The 20663-nt window shown below is 71.7% G+C and carries 20 protein-coding genes and 1 pseudogene; 11 read left to right on the top strand and 10 right to left on the bottom strand.

Features of this window, described 5'->3' with window-relative positions:
- Positions 1 to 64: 64 nt before the first annotated feature.
- The 4 genes and pseudogenes from CLT74_RS22440 to CLT74_RS22425 all read right to left on the bottom strand — a co-directional run bounded on the left by CLT74_RS22440 (position 65) and on the right by CLT74_RS22425 (position 3991).
- Positions 65 to 1452 (bottom strand): annotated as a pseudogene (locus CLT74_RS22440) (sensor histidine kinase).
- Positions 1445 to 2137, bottom strand: a complete 693-nt coding sequence (locus tag CLT74_RS22435) for a response regulator transcription factor (protein WP_099848584.1) — start codon at positions 2135 to 2137, stop codon at positions 1445 to 1447. The pseudogene CLT74_RS22440 and the gene CLT74_RS22435 overlap by 8 nt, the downstream one beginning before the upstream one ends.
- A 70-nt stretch (positions 2138 to 2207) precedes the next feature.
- The gene (locus CLT74_RS22430; RefSeq protein WP_099848582.1) at positions 2208 to 2717 is read right to left on the bottom strand and encodes a hypothetical protein; all 510 of its coding nucleotides are present in this window, start codon (positions 2715 to 2717) and stop codon (positions 2208 to 2210) included.
- Between the two features lie 101 nt (positions 2718 to 2818).
- Positions 2819 to 3991 (bottom strand): acetyl-CoA C-acyltransferase, encoded by a 1173-nt coding sequence (locus CLT74_RS22425; protein WP_099848580.1) that lies wholly within the window; start codon positions 3989 to 3991, stop codon positions 2819 to 2821.
- Between the two features lie 124 nt (positions 3992 to 4115).
- On the opposite strand from CLT74_RS22425, the gene CLT74_RS22420 reads away from it, so the two are divergent.
- A complete protein-coding gene (locus tag CLT74_RS22420; protein ID WP_099848578.1) occupies positions 4116 to 4559 on the top strand; it encodes a PH domain-containing protein in 444 nt (147 codons plus the stop codon).
- 79 nt (positions 4560 to 4638) lie between these two features.
- Here CLT74_RS22420 and CLT74_RS22415 read toward each other — a convergent pair whose 3' ends face one another.
- Together CLT74_RS22415 and CLT74_RS22410 are read right to left on the bottom strand one after the other, a co-directional pair.
- Complete coding sequence (locus CLT74_RS22415; protein ID WP_099848576.1) at positions 4639 to 5550, bottom strand: rhomboid family intramembrane serine protease; 912 nt, start codon at positions 5548 to 5550, stop codon at positions 4639 to 4641.
- Between the two features lie 191 nt (positions 5551 to 5741).
- Positions 5742 to 6269, bottom strand: coding sequence for a peptidylprolyl isomerase (locus CLT74_RS22410; protein ID WP_099848574.1), 528 nt, complete (start codon positions 6267 to 6269; stop codon positions 5742 to 5744).
- 59 nt (positions 6270 to 6328) lie between these two features.
- Between CLT74_RS22410 and CLT74_RS22405 the strand changes: the two genes are divergently transcribed.
- Positions 6329 to 7126 (top strand): hypothetical protein, encoded by a 798-nt coding sequence (locus CLT74_RS22405; RefSeq protein ID WP_099852618.1) that lies wholly within the window; start codon positions 6329 to 6331, stop codon positions 7124 to 7126.
- A 139-nt stretch (positions 7127 to 7265) separates the two neighbouring features.
- On the opposite strand, the gene corA is transcribed toward CLT74_RS22405, so the two are convergent.
- The 3 genes from corA to CLT74_RS22390 all read right to left on the bottom strand — a co-directional run bounded on the left by corA (position 7266) and on the right by CLT74_RS22390 (position 10492).
- Positions 7266 to 8426 carry a magnesium/cobalt transporter CorA gene (gene corA, locus CLT74_RS22400; protein WP_099848572.1) on the bottom strand — a complete coding sequence of 387 codons (1161 nt, stop codon included), beginning with the start codon at positions 8424 to 8426 and terminating at the stop codon, positions 7266 to 7268.
- Positions 8427 to 8755: 329 nt separating this feature from the next.
- The gene (locus CLT74_RS22395; RefSeq protein WP_099848570.1) at positions 8756 to 9850 is read right to left on the bottom strand and encodes an aminotransferase-like domain-containing protein; all 1095 of its coding nucleotides are present in this window, start codon (positions 9848 to 9850) and stop codon (positions 8756 to 8758) included.
- A gap of 249 nt (positions 9851 to 10099) precedes the next feature.
- Entirely contained in the window at positions 10100 to 10492 is a 393-nt protein-coding gene (locus CLT74_RS22390) for a CBS domain-containing protein (RefSeq protein ID WP_099848568.1), read from the bottom strand.
- A gap of 117 nt (positions 10493 to 10609) precedes the next feature.
- On the opposite strand from CLT74_RS22390, the gene CLT74_RS22385 reads away from it, so the two are divergent.
- From CLT74_RS22385 to CLT74_RS22365, 5 genes are all read left to right on the top strand, one after another.
- A complete protein-coding gene (locus tag CLT74_RS22385; RefSeq protein WP_199172239.1) occupies positions 10610 to 11059 on the top strand; it encodes an NUDIX domain-containing protein in 450 nt (149 codons plus the stop codon).
- Complete coding sequence (locus tag CLT74_RS22380; protein ID WP_099848564.1) at positions 11056 to 11799, top strand: hypothetical protein; 744 nt, start codon at positions 11056 to 11058, stop codon at positions 11797 to 11799. The genes CLT74_RS22385 and CLT74_RS22380 overlap by 4 nt, the downstream gene beginning before the upstream one ends.
- Before the next feature lie 104 nt (positions 11800 to 11903).
- Positions 11904 to 12635 carry a phosphocholine cytidylyltransferase family protein gene (locus CLT74_RS22375; protein ID WP_099848562.1) on the top strand — a complete coding sequence of 244 codons (732 nt, stop codon included), beginning with the start codon at positions 11904 to 11906 and terminating at the stop codon, positions 12633 to 12635.
- A complete protein-coding gene (locus CLT74_RS22370; RefSeq protein ID WP_099848560.1) occupies positions 12623 to 13690 on the top strand; it encodes an iron-containing alcohol dehydrogenase family protein in 1068 nt (355 codons plus the stop codon). The genes CLT74_RS22375 and CLT74_RS22370 overlap by 13 nt, the downstream gene beginning before the upstream one ends.
- Positions 13674 to 14390, top strand: a complete 717-nt coding sequence (locus CLT74_RS22365) for a CDP-alcohol phosphatidyltransferase family protein (protein ID WP_199172238.1) — start codon at positions 13674 to 13676, stop codon at positions 14388 to 14390. Before CLT74_RS22370 ends, CLT74_RS22365 begins: the two co-directional genes overlap by 17 nt.
- A gap of 108 nt (positions 14391 to 14498) precedes the next feature.
- Here CLT74_RS22365 and CLT74_RS22360 read toward each other — a convergent pair whose 3' ends face one another.
- A complete protein-coding gene (locus CLT74_RS22360; RefSeq protein WP_099848556.1) occupies positions 14499 to 15818 on the bottom strand; it encodes a glycosyltransferase family 4 protein in 1320 nt (439 codons plus the stop codon).
- Between the two features lie 24 nt (positions 15819 to 15842).
- On the opposite strand from CLT74_RS22360, the gene CLT74_RS22355 reads away from it, so the two are divergent.
- The 4 genes from CLT74_RS22355 to CLT74_RS22340 all read left to right on the top strand — a co-directional run bounded on the left by CLT74_RS22355 (position 15843) and on the right by CLT74_RS22340 (position 20594).
- Positions 15843 to 16703: a DNA-formamidopyrimidine glycosylase family protein gene (locus CLT74_RS22355; protein WP_099848554.1), complete on the top strand. Its 861-nt coding sequence runs from the start codon at positions 15843 to 15845 to the stop codon at positions 16701 to 16703.
- Positions 16704 to 16969: 266 nt separating this feature from the next.
- On the top strand, positions 16970 to 18541 hold the full coding sequence (locus CLT74_RS22350) for a sugar transferase (RefSeq protein WP_099852614.1): 1572 nt from the start codon (positions 16970 to 16972) through the stop codon (positions 18539 to 18541).
- 50 nt (positions 18542 to 18591) lie between these two features.
- Positions 18592 to 19818, top strand: coding sequence for a histidine kinase (locus CLT74_RS22345; RefSeq protein ID WP_099848552.1), 1227 nt, complete (start codon positions 18592 to 18594; stop codon positions 19816 to 19818).
- Entirely contained in the window at positions 19815 to 20594 is a 780-nt protein-coding gene (locus CLT74_RS22340) for a LytR/AlgR family response regulator transcription factor (RefSeq protein WP_099848550.1), read from the top strand. Before CLT74_RS22345 ends, CLT74_RS22340 begins: the two co-directional genes overlap by 4 nt.
- The last annotated feature ends 69 nt before the right edge of the window (positions 20595 to 20663 follow it).

Here is a 20663-nt window from a genome sequence, read left to right as displayed (position 1 = left end):
CGTACCGCGTCACGGCCGGCGTGGATCCGTGCCCCGAGCCTGGACCAGCCGGATGAGCCGACCGTCAGGTCGAGGTACGGGTCAGGTAAGGATTCCCGGTAGCCGGATGGTGAACGCGGCCCCGCCCTCCGGAGCGTGCCCGGCGGTTATCTCACCGCCGAGCCGGCGGACCAGACCGGCCGCGAGCGCGAGCCCGAGCCCACTGCCGACCTTGCGCAGCCCCCGGTAGCGCTGGTGCAGCGCGCCGCGCTCGAAGGCCACGGTCAGGTCGTCGTCGGTCAATCCCGGCCCACCGTCGCGGACCTCGACCACCCCGCCGGTGGTCGGGTCGGTGCCGGCCGGCCGAACCGCCAGCACCACAGGTGCCCCCGGCGGCACCACCCGCAACGCGTTCTCCAGGAGGCCGTCGAGCACCTGCCGGATCCTCCCCGGGTCGGTGTACGCCGGCACCGGCCGCCCCGGCAGCTCGGTGGAGAACGTCACCCCAACCGAGGAGCACCTGTCTGCCCAGGTCCGGCCGGCGTCGGCGGCCAACGCGGCAAGGTCCACCGGCACCGGTTCGAGCGGAAAGTCGACGGCCTCCAGGCGGGCCAGGGCGAGCAGGTCGGCGACCAGCCGGTCCAGGTGCTGCGCCTCGGCGAGCATGGTCCGACCGGTCTCGGCCGCTGCCGACGGTTCGACCACCCCGTCGGCAAGCGCCTCGGCGTAGCCGCGGATCGCTGTCAACGGAGTACGCAGTTCGTGCGAGACGGAGAGCAGGAACTCCCGCTGTCGTCCCTCGCTCGTGGCCAGCGCGGCAGCCAGCCCGTTCAGCGCGTACGCCAGGTCGGCCACCTCGGCCGGCGACTCGACAGGCACCCGGACGGTGCGGTCGCCAGCCCGCAGCCGGGCCGCGACGAGGGCCGCCCGGCGGATCGGTCGGGCCAGCCGGCGGGCGAGCAGCAGGCCCGCGACCGCGCCCGCGGCGAGCCCCGCGAGCAACGGCAGCCAGAGGCCGCGCAGCACCTGACGCCACACTCCGGCACCGAGCGGCCGGGTAAGCACCACGCCGTCGCCGCCGGGCAGTGCCCGACCCTCGACCAACGCCCGTTTCCCGTCGACCAACCGCCGGCCGGAGACGTTCCGGCCGTTGGACACCCGGTTCACCACCTGGGGAGGTAACCCGGCACGGTCGACATCGCCGCCCGAGATCAGGTAGATGGTGGTGCCCTGGTTGCCGAGTTGCCGGATCAACCGCTCGCCGGCCAGTTCACGGACCCGGCCGGGCCGCGCCCGCAGCAGCTCGGCGGCGAGCTGCGCCTGCGCGGCGAGCGCCTGCCGGTCCCGCCGCTCGGCGGCCCGGACCGCCACCGGCACCGCGACCACTGCGGTGACAAGCACCGACACCAGCGCCACCGCGCAGGTCACAAGCACCGCACGAGCGGTGAGCGTACGGCCCGGACGGTCAGCCATCGGCGGCGTACCCGACGCCTCGATGGGTCCGGATCACGCTGGCCGCGCCGAGCTTCGCCCGGACCTGCGCCACGTGCACGTCGACGGTACGGGTGCCGGCGTGCGCCGCGTATCCCCAGACGGCGGCCAGCAACTCCTCCCGCGAGAAGACCCGACCAGGCCGGCTCATCAGGTGGGCCAGCAGGTCGAACTCGGTGGAGGTGAGCTGCACCTGGGCGCCGTCGGCGGTGACCGACCTGCGGTCCGGGTCGACCGTGACCCGGCCGAGCACGACGGGCTGCCCAGCTCCGACCGGTGGGCCGGCGGCACGGCGCAACACCGCCCGCAGCCGGGCCACGAGTTCGCGAGGGCTGAACGGCTTGGTGACGTAGTCGTCGGCCCCCAATTCCAGGCCGACCACGCGGTCCACCTCGTCGTCGCGCGCGGTGAGGAAGATGACAGGCGTCCAGTCACCTGCCTCGCGCAACCGGCGGCAGATCTCGGTGCCGGGCAGCCCTGGCAGGGCGATGTCGAGTACGCAGGCCACGGGGCGCAACCGGCGGGCCGCCGCGAGACCGGCGCTGCCGTCCCGTTCGACGTGGACGCCGAAACCGTCCCGGCTGAGGTAGAGCCGGACCAGGTCGGCGATGCTCGGTTCGTCCTCCACCACGAGGACCAGCCCGCGTTGCGGGTTCTCGGTGGTCACTGGGCCATGATTGCCGATCGACGGGACCCGGCAGCGTCAGGCTGTGTTCGGATTCGGTAAGAAGACCCGGTCAGCGGGCCACGACGGGCCGGAAGGCGACAGGTCGGGCGGCGGGCGCTTCGGCGACGGTGGCCACGATCCGTGGCTGTGCGCTGCGTACCCGGGTGCGGAAGGCGTGATTGAGCAACGCGTCCAGCTGCCACACCTGCTTCGGCTGCTGGGTGCGGATCAGGAAGCGCTCCCGGATGCCGTCGATCGCGGTGGCGGCCAGTTCCACGCAGTGCAGTCGCGGGTCGGGGCTCCAGGTGACGTGGCTCAGCTCGCGCAGCTCCGTGTTGAGGTGCAGGCGGAGCCGGTGCAACACCCGGGTCTGCCGGGTGACCACGAGCCGCCGATGGGTGAGCAGCAGCAGATACTCCCCGTCGACCGGCCGGTCGGGCCGGCTGCACCGGGTGACCAGGATGGTGGCGTCGCCGGAGCCCACGCAGCGACGGAACACCGGCATGTGCCGGCTGGCGGTCTGCACCGCCAGGCCGGCCTCGGCGGCGGCCGGAAGGAACGTTCGGGAGAAGACGTCCATGCCCTGCCCAACGACCCTGCTCGCACCGTGACATGCCCACGAACATGCTTTCTGCAATTTCCACCCCCGCCCACCGCCCCTCCGGCTGGGGTGGGGGTGGGTTAGAGGAGTTCCAGGATTGTGGTGTTGGCCATGCCGCCGCCTTCGCACATGGTCTGGAGGCCGTAGCGGATGTTGTTGTCGCGCATGTGGGCGAGCATGGTGGTCATGATCCGGGCACCGGAGCCGCCGAGTGGATGGCCGAGGGCGATCGCTCCGCCGCGCGGATTGAGCCGCTCCGGGTCCGCCTCGGTCTCCGCCAACCAGGCCAGCGGTACCGGGGCGAACGCCTCGTTCACCTCGTACACCCCGATCTCCTCGATGCCCAGCCCCGCGCGGCGCAGCGCCTTCGCGGTCGCCGGGATCGGCGCGGTGAGCATGGCGACCGGGTCGTCGGCCGCCACCACGGCGGTGTGGATACGGGCCAGCGGACGCAGCCCGTGCCGGCTGGCCCACTCGCTCGTGGTGACCGCGAGTGCGGCGGCACCGTCGGAGATCTGCGAGGCCGAACCGGCGGTGACCACACCGTCGGGGCGGAACGGAGTGGGCAGCTCGCTCAGCTTCTCCAGCGAGGTGTCCCGCCGGATGCCCTCGTCCAGCGCGAACTTGCCGCCGTCGGCGAGCGCCACCGGGGCGAGTTCCGCCTCGAACGCGCCCGCGTCCTGCGCGGCGGCGGCCTTCTCGTGGCTGGCCAGCGCGAACTCGTCGAGCTGAGCGCGGGACAGGCGCCACCGCTGGGCGATCAGCTCCGCCCCGACGCCCTGGTTGAAGGGGAGCGGGGAGTCCTCGGCGACTCCCTCGACCCCCCGGTAGCGGGCCAGGATCTGCTCGCTGAACGGCATTCCACCGGCCACACTGGAGCCCATCGGCACCCGGGTCATCGACTCCACGCCCCCCGCGACGACCAGGTCCGCCTGCCCGGAGAGCACGGTGGCCGCGGCGAAGTGCAGGGCCTGCTGGCTGGACCCGCACTGCCGGTCCAGCGTGGTGCCGGGCACCGACTCGGGCCAGCCGGCGGCCAGTACGGCGTTCCGGGCGACGTTCCACGACTGCTCGCCGACCTGGGAGACGCAGCCCCAGATCACGTCGTCCACCTGGGCCGGATCGATTCCGGTGCGTTCGGCGAGGGCGCGCAGCACGTGCGCGGACAGATCCACCGGGTGCACCGTGGCCAGGCTGCCCTTGCGCCGCCCGACCGGGGTGCGCACCGCGCCGACGATAACCGCGTCACTCATGTCTACTCCCCGGTAACTTGGGCTGCTCCCGATCCTACGCCCACCCGGGCCGACCGCCCCGCCCCCGCCTCGTCGGCACTTCCGGGTGGCTGCCACTACGCGGCGGCGCTGGCATGCTGGAGCGGTGGCGTACGACACGATCGCACAGCAGTGGCGGGTGCCCCCGGCCCTCCCGGTGCTCAAACTGGCTGCGGCAGCGGCCCTGCTCGCCCTGGGGATTCTGCTCGCCGAGGGCGACCCGCTCCGGCCGGTGCTCGGCGGGTTGGCCGCGGCGATCCTCACCGCGTGGGCCCTGCGGGACCTGGTCGCACCGGTCCGGCTGGCGGTGGACGCGACAGGCATCACCGTGCCGGCCGGGCTGCTGAGCCGACGGCACCTGCCCTGGCCGGCGGTGCAGACCATCGAGGTGCAACGCCGGTCCGGGCGCGGGCTCGCCGGGCCGACGCTGGAGATCGACGCGGGCGAGTCACTGCACCTGTTCAGCCGGCTCGATCTCGGTGCCGATCCGGCCGAGGTCGCCGACGCGTTGTACGCCGCCCGGGCGGGGAAGCCCGACGGCACCAGCTGATCCCCGCCCGACACCAGTTGATCCCCGCCCGACCCGGGTGACGTGACCGCCCGTCAAGCGTGGCAGGTGTCGACGGCGGTCAGCCCAGCAGCGCGGCGGTCCGGACCAGGGCCATCCCGAGCAGCACCACCACGATGATCGCGCCACCGCCGAACTGCACGAGTGTCCGGCGCGAGCGCGGCGCGTAGGCCAGCACCAGGGCCATCAACGCGCCGAACACCAGGCCACCGAGGTGACCGGCGATCGAGATCTGCGGCACGGTGAAGGTGAAGATCAGGTTGATCACCAGGATGGGCAGGATGGCCGAGGTGTCCCGCCCCAGCCGTCGCATGATCACGAAGATCGCCGCGAAGAGGCCGAAGATGGCGGTCGACGCTCCCGCCGACATCTGGTTGGGCGCGCTGAACACGTAGACCGCGACGTTGCCGCCGAAGCCGGCGATGAAGTAGAGCGCGGCGAAACGCAGCGGCCCGAGCACCGCCTCCAGCGAGCGGCCGAGCACCCACAGCGCCCACATGTTCAGCAGCAGGTGCACCACGCCGTAGTGCAGGAACATCGCGGTGATCAGGCGGTACCACTGGCCCTCGGCGACACCGCCGACGGTGCCGTCGAGGAACATCGCCCGACCCAGCACCGCACCCCACTCGGTCAACGGGGTGCTGCCGCCCATCAGCCCGCCGAAACCGTTGCCGCCGGCCGCCGCGTCCCCGCCCCGGTCGGAGGCGATCGAGACCAGCATCACCAGCAGGTTGAGGGCGATCAGGGTCTTGGTCACGTAGCCGTGTCGGCCGACGACACCGCCACCGAAGGCGGTACGCGCCGGCCGTACGCTGCGGCGGCCCTCCGACACGCACTCCGGGCACTGGAATCCGACCGAGGCTTCGTTCATGCAGTCCGGGCAGATCGACCTGTCGCACCGGGTGCAGCGGACGTACGTCTCCCGTCCGGGGTGGCGGTAGCAGGCCGGCGTGGTCGGCGGGGACTCGCTCATCGCTGGCCCCAGATGCCCGAGCGCTCAGTCATGCGAGCAAAGGTACCCCGAGCCACCACTCAGGCGGGTCGAGGCGTGCCCCGGCCGGTGATCGGTCCGGACACGACATCGGTGTCCGGACCGATCACCAACGGTGGCGGTTGTCGCCTGGCCCCGCCGCCGTCCGCGTGACGCCGGTCCCGGGCGCCAGGTCAGGCGGAACGCTCGATCTCGACGCGCTCGATGACGACGTCCTGCAGCGGCCGGTCGCTGGGGCCGGTCGGCGTGTTCGCGATCGCCTCGACGATCTTCGCGGACTGCTCGTCGGCCACCTGACCGAAGATGGTGTGCCGGTTGTTCAGGTGCGGCGTCGGCGAGACGGTGATGAAGAACTGCGAGCCGTTGGTGCCGGGCCCGGCGTTCGCCATCGCCAGCAGGTACGGCCGGTCGAAGCGCAGCTCGGGGTGGAACTCGTCGGCGAAGGTGTAGCCCGGTCCGCCCCGGCCGGTCCCGGTCGGGTCGCCCATCTGGACCATGAAGCCGCTGATCACCCGGTGCGAGATGGTGCCGTCGTAGTACGGGCCGTTGCCCGGCTGGCCGGTGCGCGGGTCGGTGTACTCACGGGTGCCCTCGGCCAACTCGACGAAGTTGCGGACGGTCTTCGGGGCGTGGTTGCCGAAGAGCTCCAGCCGGATCGGGCCGGCATTGGTGTGCAGGGTGGCGTAGACAGCCTCGGCCACGGGTACTCCTCACTCGTTGGTCAGTTCCATGCGGATCCTCCCATGTGCCCGATCTCGACATGCGGAGGCATCCGAAGGTGGAGGATGAGACAGAGCAACTCCCAGGAGGTGGGACCGTGTTTGGAACTTGGCGGCGAAAGACCCAGGCGCAACTGGCCCGGGCCGAACTGAACCGCAGCATCGGTCACCTGAGGCAGGCCGCCACGCACGCCGCGAGGGGAGCCGGCGACACGGTCGGCCCACGATTCCAGGCAGCCCGCGGCGCTGTGGCACCGACCGCCGTCGTTGTCCGGGACCGGGCATCGAGCGGCCTCGCGACGACGGCCGCAGCTCTCGCGCCGCTCGCGCTGGCCGTCCGTCATGCGCAGTCCGACGCGGCCGATCGGGCCGCCAAGGGGAAGAAGGCCGCAGTTGCCAAGCAGGCCGCGGTCAGTAGGAAGGCGAAGAAGATGAAGGCGAAGAAGAAGTCCCGCCGGAGCGGGACCATGGTGGGCCTGCTGGCCGCCGGCGTGGTGGCCGGACTGGCCGGTGCGATGGCCCTGCGGCGGCACCGCGAGCAGCAGGAGTGGGCCGAGTACGACGCGGGTGCCGCGCTTGAGCCGATGCACGAGGAGGTGGAGACCATCGAGGTGCGTACGTCCGGCCCGGCCGGCGCCGGCAAGGTCTCGACCGGAGCGGGCAGCTCGGCGGTGGCCGGTGGCGACAGCGCCTCCACCACCCCCACCGCGACCGCGCCGTCCACGGTCACCCCCACCGGCAAGGTCCCCTCGGTCGCCGAGGGTGCCCGCACCACCACCGGCCGCCCCGCCGACGACCTCAGCAAGGCCACCAACAACAAGTCCAACACCCGCGCCTGACGGCCCCAGCCCTTCCGTCCCCCACCCCCGCTGAGGTTGATCATGAAGTTGTTGCCGCGACACGCCGGTGAGCGCGGCAACAACTTCATGGTCGACGCAGACACCCCCGGCGGACGGTTCAGCGGGGGGCGGGTGTGGGTCAGAGCCAGTCGTTGCGGCGGAACCAGCGGTAGAGGGCCAGGGACGTGGCGAGCATCAGGGCCAGCACCCCTGGATAGCCGTAGGTCCACTTCAGCTCCGGCATGAAATCGAAGTTCATGCCGTACACGCCGGCTATCGCCGTCCACACCGCGGCGATGGCAGCCCACGCGGCGATCTTGCGCATGTCGTTGTTCTGGTCGACGGTCACCTGCGCCAGCCGCGCCTGGAGGATCGAGTTCAGCAGGTCGTCGTAGGAGTTCACCTGCTCGACGGTGCGGCTGAGGTGGTCCTGCACGTCCCGGAAGTAGCGGCGTACCTCCTTGGGCACGTCCCGGTTCATCTGGGTGGTCAGCGACAGCAGCGGGCGCTGCAGCGGCATCACGGCGCGCTTGAACTCGACGAGTTCCCGCTTCATCTGGTAGATCCGCTGGATCCGGCCGCTGGTCTGGCGGTCGAACACCTCCGTCTCCAGCACGTCCATGTCGTCCTCGAGCTGGTCGGCGACCTCCAGGTAGAGATCGACGACCCGGTCGGTGATCGCGTACGCGACGGCCCAGGGGCCGTTGAGCAGCAGTTCCCGCCGAGCTTCCAACTCCTCGCGTACGGGTGTCAGCCGGCAGGCGTCGCCGTGCCGGACACTGATCACGAACTGCGGACCGATGAAGAGCATCACCTGCCCGGTCTCCACCACCTCCGAGTTCTCCGTCAGCTCGGTGTGCTCGCAGTACCGGGCGGTGCGCAGCACCAGGAAGCTGACCTCGCCGAAACGTTCCAGCTTCGGACGCTGCTCGGCCTTCACCGCGTCCTCGACCGCCAACTCGTGCAGCCCGTAGGTGGTGGCGATAGCGGTCATCTCGGCGAGCTCCGGCTCGTGCAGGCCGAGCCACACGAAACCTGACTCGACGCCGCGGGCCGCAGCCAGCGCGTCGGCGTAGTCCCAGTCGCCGGCCTGCCGCTGACCGTCGAGGTAGAGCGCGCAGTCGACCACCGAGCTGCGGCGCTCGTCGGCCGGTGTCCGCCCGGGCTGCGATCCGTCCGGGCTGAGTCGACGCGTCACGGCCCGCATGGGCGACCAGTTCCGGGGGCGCAGGGTACGGCCGCCGTTGGCGCTCGCGGTCCGGTCACCTTCGGTGGCCGGACGCTGCGTCCGCTCCGTCATCACGCCCTCCCCCGCCGGCTGCGGCTTGCAGGTTACGCCGCCGCAGCGATCATGGCCGGGCGGCAGGGGTGGCGCCGGACGGACCGGACCGCATCGGGGGGGTGAAGGGGCGATCCGGCCCGCCCGGCGCCGTGGGGGCGGGGGGTTGTGCTGGCCGCGTCACTCAAGCGCGTGGTCGGCCGGGCCGCACCGGTACCGAAATCGTGACGGCCGCCCCGACTTCCGGTACGCGTGGTGAGTGACGCTCGCAGCATTGTGGGCCCCTGGTCGCTCCAGCGGGAGACCTGGGCCGGCCGGTATCGCCGTTCTGTCGGAAAGCCGACAGAATTTCAGCCCCGCACCGCAGTCATCGCCTCGGCCAGCCGGCGAACGCCCTCGTCGATCCGATCCGCGGTCACCGCCGAGAAGGCCAACCGCAACGCGTGCCGACCACCGTCGACCACGAAATCGCTGCCCTTGACCACCGCGACGCCGCGCTCCGCCGCCGCCGGGGCGAGCCGGTCGACCTCGACGTCCGTCGGCAACTCGACCCAGAGGAAGTAGCCGCCGTCCGGCTCCACGAACCGGGCCTCCGGAATGTGCCGGCGCAGCGACTCGGCGAGCACCGTGGCGCGCTCGCCGAGGGCCGCCCGGACCGTCTCGATCGAACGCCCGATGTCCCCCGACACACAGAACTGGTGCACGATGGCCTGCGACACCATCCCGGGAGAGATGTAGAGGCTCGTCGCCCGCTTCGCGATGTCGCCGATCAGGTCCGCCGGGCCGACCAGGTATCCCACCCGGACCCCGGGGCATACGGTCTTGGTGAAGCTGGAGGCGTGCACCACCACGTCGCGGGTGTCCATCGACAGCATCGACGGCAGCGCCTCGCCCCGGAACCTGATGTCCGCGTACGGGTCGTCCTCGAAGATCGTGAAACCGAACTCCGCGGCCAGGTCGAGCAGCTCGCGACGCTTCTCCAGGGACAGCGTCACACCGGCCGGATTCTGGTAGTTCGGGATGACGTGGGCCAGCCGGGGGCGCACCCCGGACTCCAGCAGCTTGCGCAGCTCGGCAGTGTCCAGACCGTCCGGTTGGATGGTGACGCCGTGCAGCTCACTGCCCATGTTCCGCAGGTTGAGCAGGGTCCGGTCGTAGGTGGGACGCTCCACCACCACCGAGTCACCGGGACGGACCAGGTGATCGAAGAGAAAGGCGTCGGCCTGCAACGAGCCATTGGTGACCAGTACCTGCTCCGCCTCGACGCCGTGCTTCTCGGCGATCCACCGGCGGAGCGGGACGTAACCGACGGAGGTGCCGTACGCGGTCACCCCGGCGGGATCGGCGTCGAAGGCGCGGACGGCGGCGGCCTTGAGCCCCTCGACATCGACGATGTCCAACGAGGGGGCGCCACGGGCGAAGGAGATCAGCTGCTCGGCGGTCATGGCTGTTCAGCGTACGGGCGGTGGTGTGCCGTACGCGGACGGCACGGCGATGTCCGCATCCTGAGCCACCGGGTCGGGTGAACGGGCCCTCCGATGGCCGGCCCGCTCGCACCGGCTGTGCGACAGCTCAGGCCGGGCGACGGGATCAACGGGTCCGCGCCACGTCCCACGCCTCCCCGGTGTGGGCACGATCGGGCCGCGCTGGCAGCGGGGCATCACCCGCTGGCCAGCCCGCCCGACCCGACGTGGTCAGCCGGTGCCGACCATCCGGTTGGCCGCCCACACCCGCATGATGTCGCGTACGGAGATGACGCCGGCGACCTCACGACCATCGAGCACCACGAGGTGCCGGAAGCCGCCCCGGGCCATCGCCGCCGCCGCTTCCTCGATCGTCCACTCCGGTCCCGCGTAGACGACGTCCCAGGTCAGGTGGGCCCCGGTCCGTTCGACATCGCAGTCAAGACCAGCTCCTATCGCGTTGAGCACGTCGCGCTCGGTCATGATCCCGATGCCCTCGGAATCCGGGTCGATCACCACCGCCGACCCGATGCCGCGTTCCGACATCATCCGCGCCGCCTGGCGGAGCGTGTGCTCCGGACCGACCACGAGGATCTCACTGGACATGGCTTCCCGAACCTGCATGACACATCACCCCTTTGGGACGGCTGCACCCGGTTACCCGCAATGGTGAGCCCCGTAGGTTTCCAGGACAAGACCGGACATCGTCGCGGCGGGACGGTCGCGGCTACTGTTCTTGGCGTGTCCACCGAGCCGCTGCGCTGCGCGGGAGCGCTGATCGTCGCCCCCGACGGACGCCTGTTCTTCCAACGCCGCTCGCCGCACCGGCGGCTCTTCCCCAACTGTTGGGACATCGTCGGCGGACACCTCGAACCGGGCGAGTCGGTGACCGAGGCGCTGCACCGGGAGGTCACCGAGGAGACCGGCTGGCGGGTGTCCGAGGTGCTCGCAGAGGTCGGTGAGTACCAGTACGTCGGCGACGACGGGCTGGCCCGGATCGAGAGCGACTGGCTGGTCCGGGTCGACGGAGACCTGGCGGCACCCGTGCTGGAGGAGGGCAAGCACACCGAGTACCGCTGGCTCGGCCCCGACGACCTCGACCTGCTCGACGAGCACCGTGACGTCAACGACGGGCTGGTCCGGCACCTCGCCGAGCGGGCCTTCGCCGTGCTGCGGTCCATCGGTTCGTGAGCGACACGGTCGGCCTTTCTCCGCACCGGTACGCGGCGTTGGTGGCACCCGCCGTGGACCGGGTCTTCATCGCGGCCATGCAGGCCGGTCGGCACGGCGGCGGAGCCGAGCTGAGCCAGCGGTACGGCGGGCCGCCGGCCACCGGCTTCCTGGTGGAACTGCGCACCCGGCTGGCCGCAGCCGGTGGCACTGTCGACGGCACGGGGTTCGCCGCGCTGACCCGCTACCGCGACCCGGTCGCCTGCCGGCGCAGTCTTGACCGGCATGTCGCGTACGGCATGATCCACCGCCAGCCGGACGGCGGGCTGACCGCCACCGAGCGGGGCACGGCGTTCCTCGCCGAGCTGTACCAGGTGCACGCCGAGGTGACCGAGGAGCTGTGGGCCGGCCACCACGACCGGGTACGGCGACTGGTGCAGGTCGCCGGCCGGCTGCTGGCCGTCGCGCACGGTGGCCGGGCGTTCCACGCGGTGGCGCCCCCGTACGAGCCGGACGGCACCCCACCCGGTGTGCTGCTGCTCAACCGGCTCGGCGCCCTGCGGTACCACCGTGCCGACGCGCACGCCGACGCCTGGCAGGCCGCCGGGCACACCGCGACGAGCATCGTGGCACTGCCCGACGGGCCGCAGCGCCAGGCCATCGAGCTGGAGACCGACCGCCGAGCGGCCGGGCCGTACGCCGTGCTGACCGCCGAGGAGCGGCTGACGATGCTCGCCGACCTGGCGGCGCTGCCCGGCTGACCGATGCTCCCGCCGGCTGCTGGCCGACTGACCGGGCGCAGCGCTGTCCCGGGCGGCGCTATCCTCCTTCGGTGAACGCCGCGAGAACAGAAACTGATGTCGGCATGGTCGGAATGGTGCTGGCAGCTGGCGCCGGCCGCCGGTTGCGCCCGTACACCGACACGCTGCCCAAGGCGCTGGTGCCGGTGGATGGCGAGATCACCATCCTCGACATCGCGCTGCGCAACCTGGCCGAGGTGGGGCTCACCGAGGTCGTGGTGGTGGTCGGCTACGCGGCGGAGGCGGTCCGGGAACGGCAGGCCGACCTGGAGCGCCGGTACGGCGTCACGATCACCCTGGTCCCCAACGACAAGGCCGAGGAGTGGAACAACGCGTACTCCCTCTGGTTGGCGCGTGACTGGTTCTCCCGGGGCGTCCTGCTTGTCAACGGGGACACTGTGCACCCGGTGAGCATCGAGAAGACCCTGCTGGCCGAGCGGGGGCCCGGCGTGCTGCTGGCGATCGACACCCTCAAGCCGCTGGCCGAGGAGGAGATGAAGACCACCTTCGACGCCGCCGGCCAGCTGACCCGGATCACCAAGCTGATGGACCCGGGCGAGGCGTACGGCGAGTACATCGGGGCCACTCTCATCGAGCCTCAGGTGGCCGACGCGCTCGCCGACGCCCTGGAGGCGACCTGGCGACGCGACCCGAACCTGTACTACGAGGACGGGTACCAGGAGTTCGCCGACCGGGGCGGCGAGGTCCGGGCCGCGCCGATCGGTGACGTGGCATGGGTCGAGGTCGACAACCACGCCGACCTGACCCGGGCCCGGGAGATCGCGTGCCGCTACTAGCCCGTACCGTCGCGACGCCGCTGTCGATCGAGGTCCGCCGGGGCGCGGTGGCCGACCTCGGCACGCTGCTGGCCGACCGCCGGATCTCCAGCGGCGGCGACGTCGCGGTGGTGGTCGGCCCCGGTCAGGGCGAGAAGATCGTTGAGCTGTGTCGGCCGTCGCTCGGGTCGGCCGACGTGTTCACCGTCGCCGGCGGCAGTGTCGACTCCGCCAACGAGCTCGGCGACCAGTTGCGCCGCCGCAACTACGACGCGGTCGTCGGGATCGGCGGCGGCAAGACGATCGACACCGCCAAGTACGCCGCCACCCGCTACGGCATCCCGATGGTCACCGTGGCGACAAGCCTCGCCAACGACGGGATCGCATCTCCGGTGGCGTCGCTGACCCACGAGGGCGGCAAAGGCTCGTACGGGGTGCACATCCCGATCGCCGTACTTGTCGATCTCGACTTCGTGGAGAACGGACCGGACCGGCAGACCCAGGCCGGCATCGGCGACGCGGTGAGCAACCTCAGCGCCTGCGCCGACTGGCAGCTGGCCCACGAGGTTCGTGGCGAGCCGATCGACGGCCTGGCCGTGACGCTGGCCCGCACCGGGGCGGAGGCGTTGGTCAACCATCCCGGAAAGATCACCGACGACGGGTTCCTGACCACCCTCGCCGAGGCGCTGATCCTGGGCGGCATCTCGATGTCGATCTGTGGTTCCAGCCGGCCGGCGAGCGGCGGTGACCACGAGATCTCGCACGCCATCGACCGCCTCTTCCCCGGCACCGCCTCGCACGGGGAGCAGGTCGGGCTGGGCGCGCTGTTCTGCACCTTCGTCCGGGGCGACCTGGAACGCTTCGGCCAGCTCGCCCGCTGCCTGCACCGGCACGGGCTGTCCACCCGACCGGCCGACCTCGGGCTCACCGACGAGCAGTTCGTCGAGGCGGTGGCCTTCGCCCCGCACACCCGGCCCGACCGTTACACGATCCTCGAACACCTGGCGCTGTCCGCCGATGACCTTCGTACCCGGCTGGGAGACTACGTTGACGCCCTCCGTGAGCACCTTGGCTGAGCCGTCCCACCCCACGGTCGCCGACTTCCACCGGGTGAACCGGGGCGGTGGCCTGTTCAGCGAATCGGTCAGCCAGTGGATCGGCGCGGTCTTCGCGCTCGTCGCCCAGCGTCTCGGGCTCCGGCCGACCGCGCTTACCATCACCAACCTGCTGCTCGGGTTGGCCACCTCGGTCACCGTGGTGGCACTCGCCGGCCCGGTCGCCGCCGGGGACGTGCCGGCAGCGGTGGTCGGGCTTGTCGCGCTCGTCGGCTGGCAGATCGCGTACGCCCTGGACTGCGCCGACGGTCAGCTGGCCCGGGTGACCGGGCAGGGCAGCGCGGCCGGTGCCCGGGTCGACGTGCTCTGTGACGTGGCCGCCCAGATCGCCCTGGTCGCTGCCCTGTCCGCCACCGCCGTGGCGCAGCAGCCGGAGACGCCGACCTGGTTGGTGGCGGCGTTCGCCGGCACCTGGATGGTCAACCTGGTCACCTCGGTCATGCAGTCCGGTCCGAACGCCGCCAGCATGGTCACCTCCACCAGTCTGCCGGTACGCCTGGTCAAGCTGGTCCGCGACTACGGCGCGGTCATCTTCGTGGCCGCCCTGGTCCTGGCCCTGGCCCCAGCCCTCACCCTCTGGGTGATGCTCGCCTTCACCGCAGTCAACGGCGGCTTCCTCCTGGCCAGCATCGCCTTCTCCGCCCGCGCCTCCCTCCACTGAGCCGTTGTCGATCTTGGACGAATTCCGCCCCTCAGGGGGCCACTTCGGTCCAAGGTCTATCCACGGCCCGGGTGGGTGGGATAGCTCCGTTTCGGCGGAACGGGTCGATTAAGAGCGGGTGAGGGAGGCGTACACGTCGAGGAGGCGCTTGGTGACCACGTCGGGGTGGAAGGTGCGCTCGTAGCGCGAGCGAGCCGAGGCGGACAGGGCTGCGGCACCGGCCGCGGCCATCGGCAGCGCGGCGGCCAGCGCGGCCGGCTCCGGGGGCACCACCCAACCGGCCTCACCGACCACGATCCCGGCCGGCAGTGCGCCCGCTTCGGCACCCTCGGCCCGGCCACCCGAACTCGTCAGGGCACCGGGGATCGCCGGGTCGCCAGGGCTGGCTGGGGCAGGTGCCGAGGCGACGGCGGCCGGGCCGGTGCCGGCGGGCTCCCGGGGAGTGTCCGCGCCAACCAGGTACGGGATGCCGCCGAGCGCGGTGCCGAGCACCGGCCGCCCACTGGCCAGCGCCTCGATGATCACCGTTGGTAGCACGTCGTGCCAGGTGGAGGTCGCCAGCACCACGGCGGTCGCGGCCAGAGCCGCGCGGACGCCCGCCCGGTCCAGCGCACCGAGGTACGTCACGTCGGCGCGCTCCGCAGCGACTGATTCGACGAGTGGACGCAACTCGCCGTCACCGGCGATCCGCAGCGGCCCGAGCACGCCGTCGGGGTGTCGCCGCCAAGCCTCCACGAGCAGGTCGAGGCCCTTCTCGGGAGAGAGCCGGCCGAGGAACAGGAAACCCTGGCCGAGCGGAGCGGGCGTGCCCGGGTCCGGAATGCCGTTCGGTTTCACCACGATCCGCGAATCAGGGATGCCGTAGTCGCGCAGGTGATCGGCGACCGCGCTGGTCAGCGCGATGAACCTGTCCACCGACTTCCAGGTGCCCCGGTGCACGGCCAGCGTGGTGGCCATCAGCGCGCTCTGCGCCCGCGACCCCCGGTAGCAGCGGTGCACCACCGCCGGCACGCCCAGGGCCCGACCCCGGCAGTCCTGGCAGATCATGCCGTCCCGGAAGTACAGCCCCGAGGAGCAGACCTGTCGGTAGTTGTGCACCGTCTGCACCACCGGTACCCCGTGTCGGTGCGCGGTCCGTACCACCCAGGGCGACAGCAGTGGGTACGGGTTGTGCAGGTGCAGCACGTCCGGTCGGTGCTCGACGAGCAGCCGGCCCAGCTCCTGCTGGGCGCGGGGCGCGTAGATCGGGGAGATCGGGAGCAGCGCCTTCGCCGTCTTCGGCATCGACGGGATCTCGTCGGAGCTGCGCAGGAACGGCAGCACCTCCACCCCGGCGGCGGCGAGCTGGGCGATCTCCGCGTCGACGATGGTGTTCTCACCGGAGGGCTGAGCTTCCCGGTACCGGTTGTGCGCCACCACGATTCTCACGGGAAAGAAGGCTACCGTTGGACGATGCCCGAACTACCGGAGGTGGAGGCGCTCGCCGGTTACCTGCGACAGCGCGCGGTGGGCCGGCGTGTCGACCGTTTGGAGGTCGCCGCGATAAGCGCCCTGAAGACATACGACCCGGCACCGACAGTGGTCGCGGGTCGGGCGGTGACCGACGCCCGGCGGTACGGCAAGTTCCTCGACGTGGTCTTCGACGGCGGCCTGCACCTGGTGGTCCACCTCGCCCGCGCCGGCTGGCTGCACTACCGGGAGGCGTTCGCCTCGACCGTTCCGTTACGGCCGGGCAAGGGACCGATAGCGCTCCGGGTACGCCTCGACGACGGCTCCGGCTTCGACCTGACCGAGGCAGGCACGCAGAAGAAACTCGCCGCCTACCTGGTGACGGACCCGCAGGCGGTGCCCGGGGTGGCCAAGCTCGGGCCGGACGCGCTCTCGGCCGACCTCGCCACCTTCGCCGGTGCTCTGCGTGGCCGCCGGGGTCAGGTCAAGGGGGTGCTCACCGACCAGGCGGTGCTCGGCGGGGTCGGCAACGCGTACTCCGACGAGATCCTGCACGCCGCGAAGCTCTCGCCGTTCGCGTTGACCGACCGGCTGACCGACGACCAGATGGCGACCCTGCACGCGGCGACCCGCCGGGTGCTCGGTGACGCGGTGACCCGGTCGCTCGGGCAGCGGGCCGCGGAGTTGAAGGGCGAGAAGCGCTCCGGGCTCAAGGTGCACGCGCGCACCGGGCTGCCCTGTCCGGTCTGCGGCGACACCGTCCGGGAGGTCTCGTTCGCCGACTCCAGCCTCCAGTACTGCCCCACCTGCCAGACCGGCGGAAAGCCCCTTGCTGACCGACGGTTGTCCCGACTTGTACGGTGAGTAACACCACTCGCTGATTACGGAGCGGAATCGGACGCGCGGTGCGCAACCGCCGGTCCGGCGCTCTACCCGGGCCGTCATCCATCGGTATAGTGGCCCGGTCCCCGGCCTCCGAATGGCATGGGGCCGGCCAGATCCCAGGCGGTAGGTGGCCGCCGCGCAATGTCCCTCGGGTCGGCGACGGAACGGAACTCGCGTGGGAAACTGGAACGGTGGGCGACCCGGGCGGTCACGGCGAGTGAACGCGACGGGTCATGCGGGAGGACATGGGTGAGGTGACGGCTAGCCTCCAGCGCCCGGTGACCAACGAAGGCCGGAGCAGACTCGTGCGGCACGTCGACAGCTTCGAGATCCAGCCGCCGAACCCGTCGTCGCCGAACGGCGTACCCCGATCGGCGTGGGCCCGGGCCCGACGGCGGGTGTCACGCTGGCACCGGCCCTACACGGCGATCCTGCTGCTGCTCGACTTCGCCGCCGCGGCCTTCGCCAGCTACACCGCGATCCGCACCTTTGACCAGGCCACCGCGGGTTTCCACCAGGCCCAGAACGACCCGACCTGGTTCTACACCGTCGCGTTCCTGCTGCTGCCGCTCAGCTGGCTGGTCATCCTCTGGTTCAACGGCGCCTACGACCGCCGCTGTCTCGGGCTCGGGCCGGACGAGTTCAAGCGGGTGATCCGGGCCGGGGTGACCGTCTGCGCGGCGTTGTCGTTCCTCGCCTTCGCCACCAAGACCGACCTGTCCCGGTTCACCGTCGGCACGGCGCTGCTGCTGGCGCTGCTGCTGATCCTGCTGGGCCGGATCCTGGCCCGCTTCGTGCTGCACACCGTCCGGCGCAACATCCAGCAGGCGGCGCACCGGATGGTGCTTGTCGGCACCCTGCCGGAGTGCCTGGAGGTGTACACGGCGGTCACCCGCACCCCGGCCGCCGGGCTCGTCCCGGTGGCCATCCACATCACCGACGGCTACGCGGCGGCCAAGGGCGTGCAGACCCCGGTGCCCGTGTACGCGGGCCGCGACGTGCTGGCCCTGGTGCGCGAGGTGGGCGCGGACACCATCGCGGTCTGCGGCTCGGCCAGCGCCGAGCCCGGCGAGCTGCGCCGGCTGGCCTGGCAGCTGGAGGGCTCCGGCGTCGACCTGGTGGTGGCCCCGCAGCTGACCGACATCGCCGGTCCCCGGGTGCACATCCGTCCGATCGAGGGCCTGCCGCTGCTGCACGTCGAGGAGCCCACGCTGTCCGGGCCGGCGCTGCTGGCCAAGAGCATGATGGACCGGGTCGCCGCCGGGCTCGGGCTGCTCGCGCTGATCCCGGTCTTCGTCGCGATCGCCGTCGCGATCCGGATCTCCGACCCGGGCCCGGTGTTCTTCCGGCAACCCCGGGTGGGGCACGAGGGGCGCACGTTCCGGGTGTGGAAGTTCCGGACCATGTACGTCGACGCGGAGGACCGGCTGGCCAGTCTGGTCGACCAGAACGAGACCGACGGCATGCTGTTCAAGATGAAGCAGGATCCCCGGGTCTTCCCGGTGGGCCGCTTCCTGCGTGCCTCGTCGCTTGACGAGCTGCCGCAGCTGATAAACGTGCTCAAGGGTGAGATGTCGCTTGTCGGGCCGCGTCCGCTGCCGGCCGACGACGGCGACTTCCTGGGTGATGTGCGACGCCGGCTGCTGGTCCGTCCCGGTATGACCGGGTTGTGGCAGGTGTCGGGACGCTCCGACCTCTCCTGGGACGAGGCCGTCCGGCTGGACCTGTACTACGTCGACAACTGGTCGCTCGCATACGACCTGAGCATCCTGTGGCGCACCGTGGGCGTGGTGGTGGCCCGCAAGGGCGCGTACTGACCAGCGCCCACCCCTTTCCCGCAGCGGCCCCAACCAGCAGGATCATCGACGTGGGTGGCAACATCTCCGCCGTGATCGGCGTTTTCTCCCTGGTCAGTGTGCTGGCCGGGGCGCTGTACGCGGTCGGCCGGCTGCGTGGGCGGCGCGGCATCGCCACGCCCGGGCAGCGGGCCACCTACGAGGTGCTGCACACCGCCGGGCTGGCGGCCGAGCCGCTGCGGGCCGGCCTGAACCCGGCCGGCGCGGCGAAGGCCGCCCGCCACCTGCGCACCCTGGTCGGCGCGGAAGGGCTGGCCCTGACCGACACCGACGACCTGCTGGCGCTGGACGGACGCGGCGCGCACCACCGGGAGCAGTTGCGGTCCGCTGCCCGTCGGGTGATCGCGTCGGAGCGGTCCACCGTCCTGGGTGAGGCGGAGCTGACCTGCGACCGGATCGACTGCCCGGTCCGGGGCGCGGTGGTGGCCCCGCTCGGTGGGGCGTCCGGCCGGATCGCGGGTGCGCTTGTCGCCGTCACCGACGGCGCACCGGCACCCGGTCTGGTCCAGGCCACCCTGGAGACCGCCCACTGGGCCGGCAGCCAGGTGGCGCTGGCGGAGCTGGACTCGTCCCGGGAACGGTTGGCCCGGGCCGAGGTGCGCGCGCTGCGCGCCCAGATCAGCCCGCACTTCATCTACAACGCGCTCACCGCCATCGGCTCCTTCGTCCGGACCGACCCCGAGCGAGCCCGGGAGCTGATCCTGGAGTTCGCCGAGTTCACCAGGTACTCGTTCCGGGCGCACGGCGAGTTCACCACGTTGGCGGAGGAGCTGCGCTCGATCGACCGCTACCTGACCATCGAGCGGGCCCGGTTCGGCGACCGGCTCCAGGTACGGCTTCAGATCGCCCCCGAGGTGCTGCCGGTGACCCTGCCGTTCCTGTGCCTCCAACCTCTTGTCGAGAACGCGGTACGCCACGGGTTGTCGCGCAAGCCGGGCACGGGCATGGTGAGCATCGAGGCCCGGGATGCGGGCGCGGAATGCCACATAACGGTGGAGGACGACGGAGTGGGGATGGATCCGGCCACGCTTACCGCGGGAATCGCCGAGCTGGCCGGGTCGACCGGTGACCCGGGCGACGACCCGGGCCAGCACGTCGGGCTGTCGAACGTCGACGAGCGCCTGCGGTCGGTCTTCGGCGACGGCTTCGGCCTGGTCGTCGAGACAGGTGTCGGCTCGGGTACGAAGGTGAGCATGCGGGTGCCGAAGTTCCACCCCGGCGTACGGGCGGGCTCGTGACCGGCGCCGGCCCGGCTCCCGGCACCGGCTTCCTGCGGGTGCTGGCTGTCGACGACGAACCACCGGCGCTCGACGAGCTGGCGTACCACCTGCGGGCCGACCCACGGGTGGCCCGGCTGCACACGGCCGGCGACGCCACCGAGGCGTTGCGGGTGCTCCGCGACGACGACGTGGACGTGGTCTTCCTGGACATCCGGATGCCCGGCCTGGACGGCATGGAGCTGGCCCGGGTGCTGCGCCGCTTCGCCCGGCCGCCGGCGATCGTCTTCGTGACCGCGTACGACGACGGGGCGGCGGACGCCTTCGACATGGGCGCCACCGACTACGTGCGCAAGCCGGTACGCGCGGAGCGGCTGGCCGAGGCGCTGCGTCGGGTGGTCGGCTCGCGGGTGGTGCCCACCCATCCCGCCGCGCTGTCCCGGGCCGAGGAGGATCCCACCATCCCGGTGGAGCTGGCCGGCACCACCCGGATGCTGCCCCGGTCCGCGGTGCGGTGGGTCGAGGCACAGGGCGACTACGCCCGGCTGCACACCGCCGACGGGTCGCACCTGGTGCGGGTGTCGCTGGCGACGCTCGCCGAGCGCTGGGCCGACGCCGGGTTCGTCCGGATCCACCGCTCGTACCTGGTGCAGCTGCGGCTGATCGCCGAACTCCGTTTGGTCAACTCCGGCTACGTGGTGGTCATCGACGGCACGGAGCTGCCGGTGAGCCGTCGACACACCCGGGAGCTGAAGGACAAGCTGGTCCGGGCCGCCAAGCAGGAGTGGAGCCGCTGACCCGGCGGCGTTGTCCACCGGGTTGTCCACAGCTCCGACCCGTTGTCCACATGTTGTCCACAGCCCTCT

It is taken from the genome of Verrucosispora sp. CNZ293, assembly GCF_002754655.1.
This window is presented reverse-complemented; position numbering and strand designations above follow the sequence as displayed.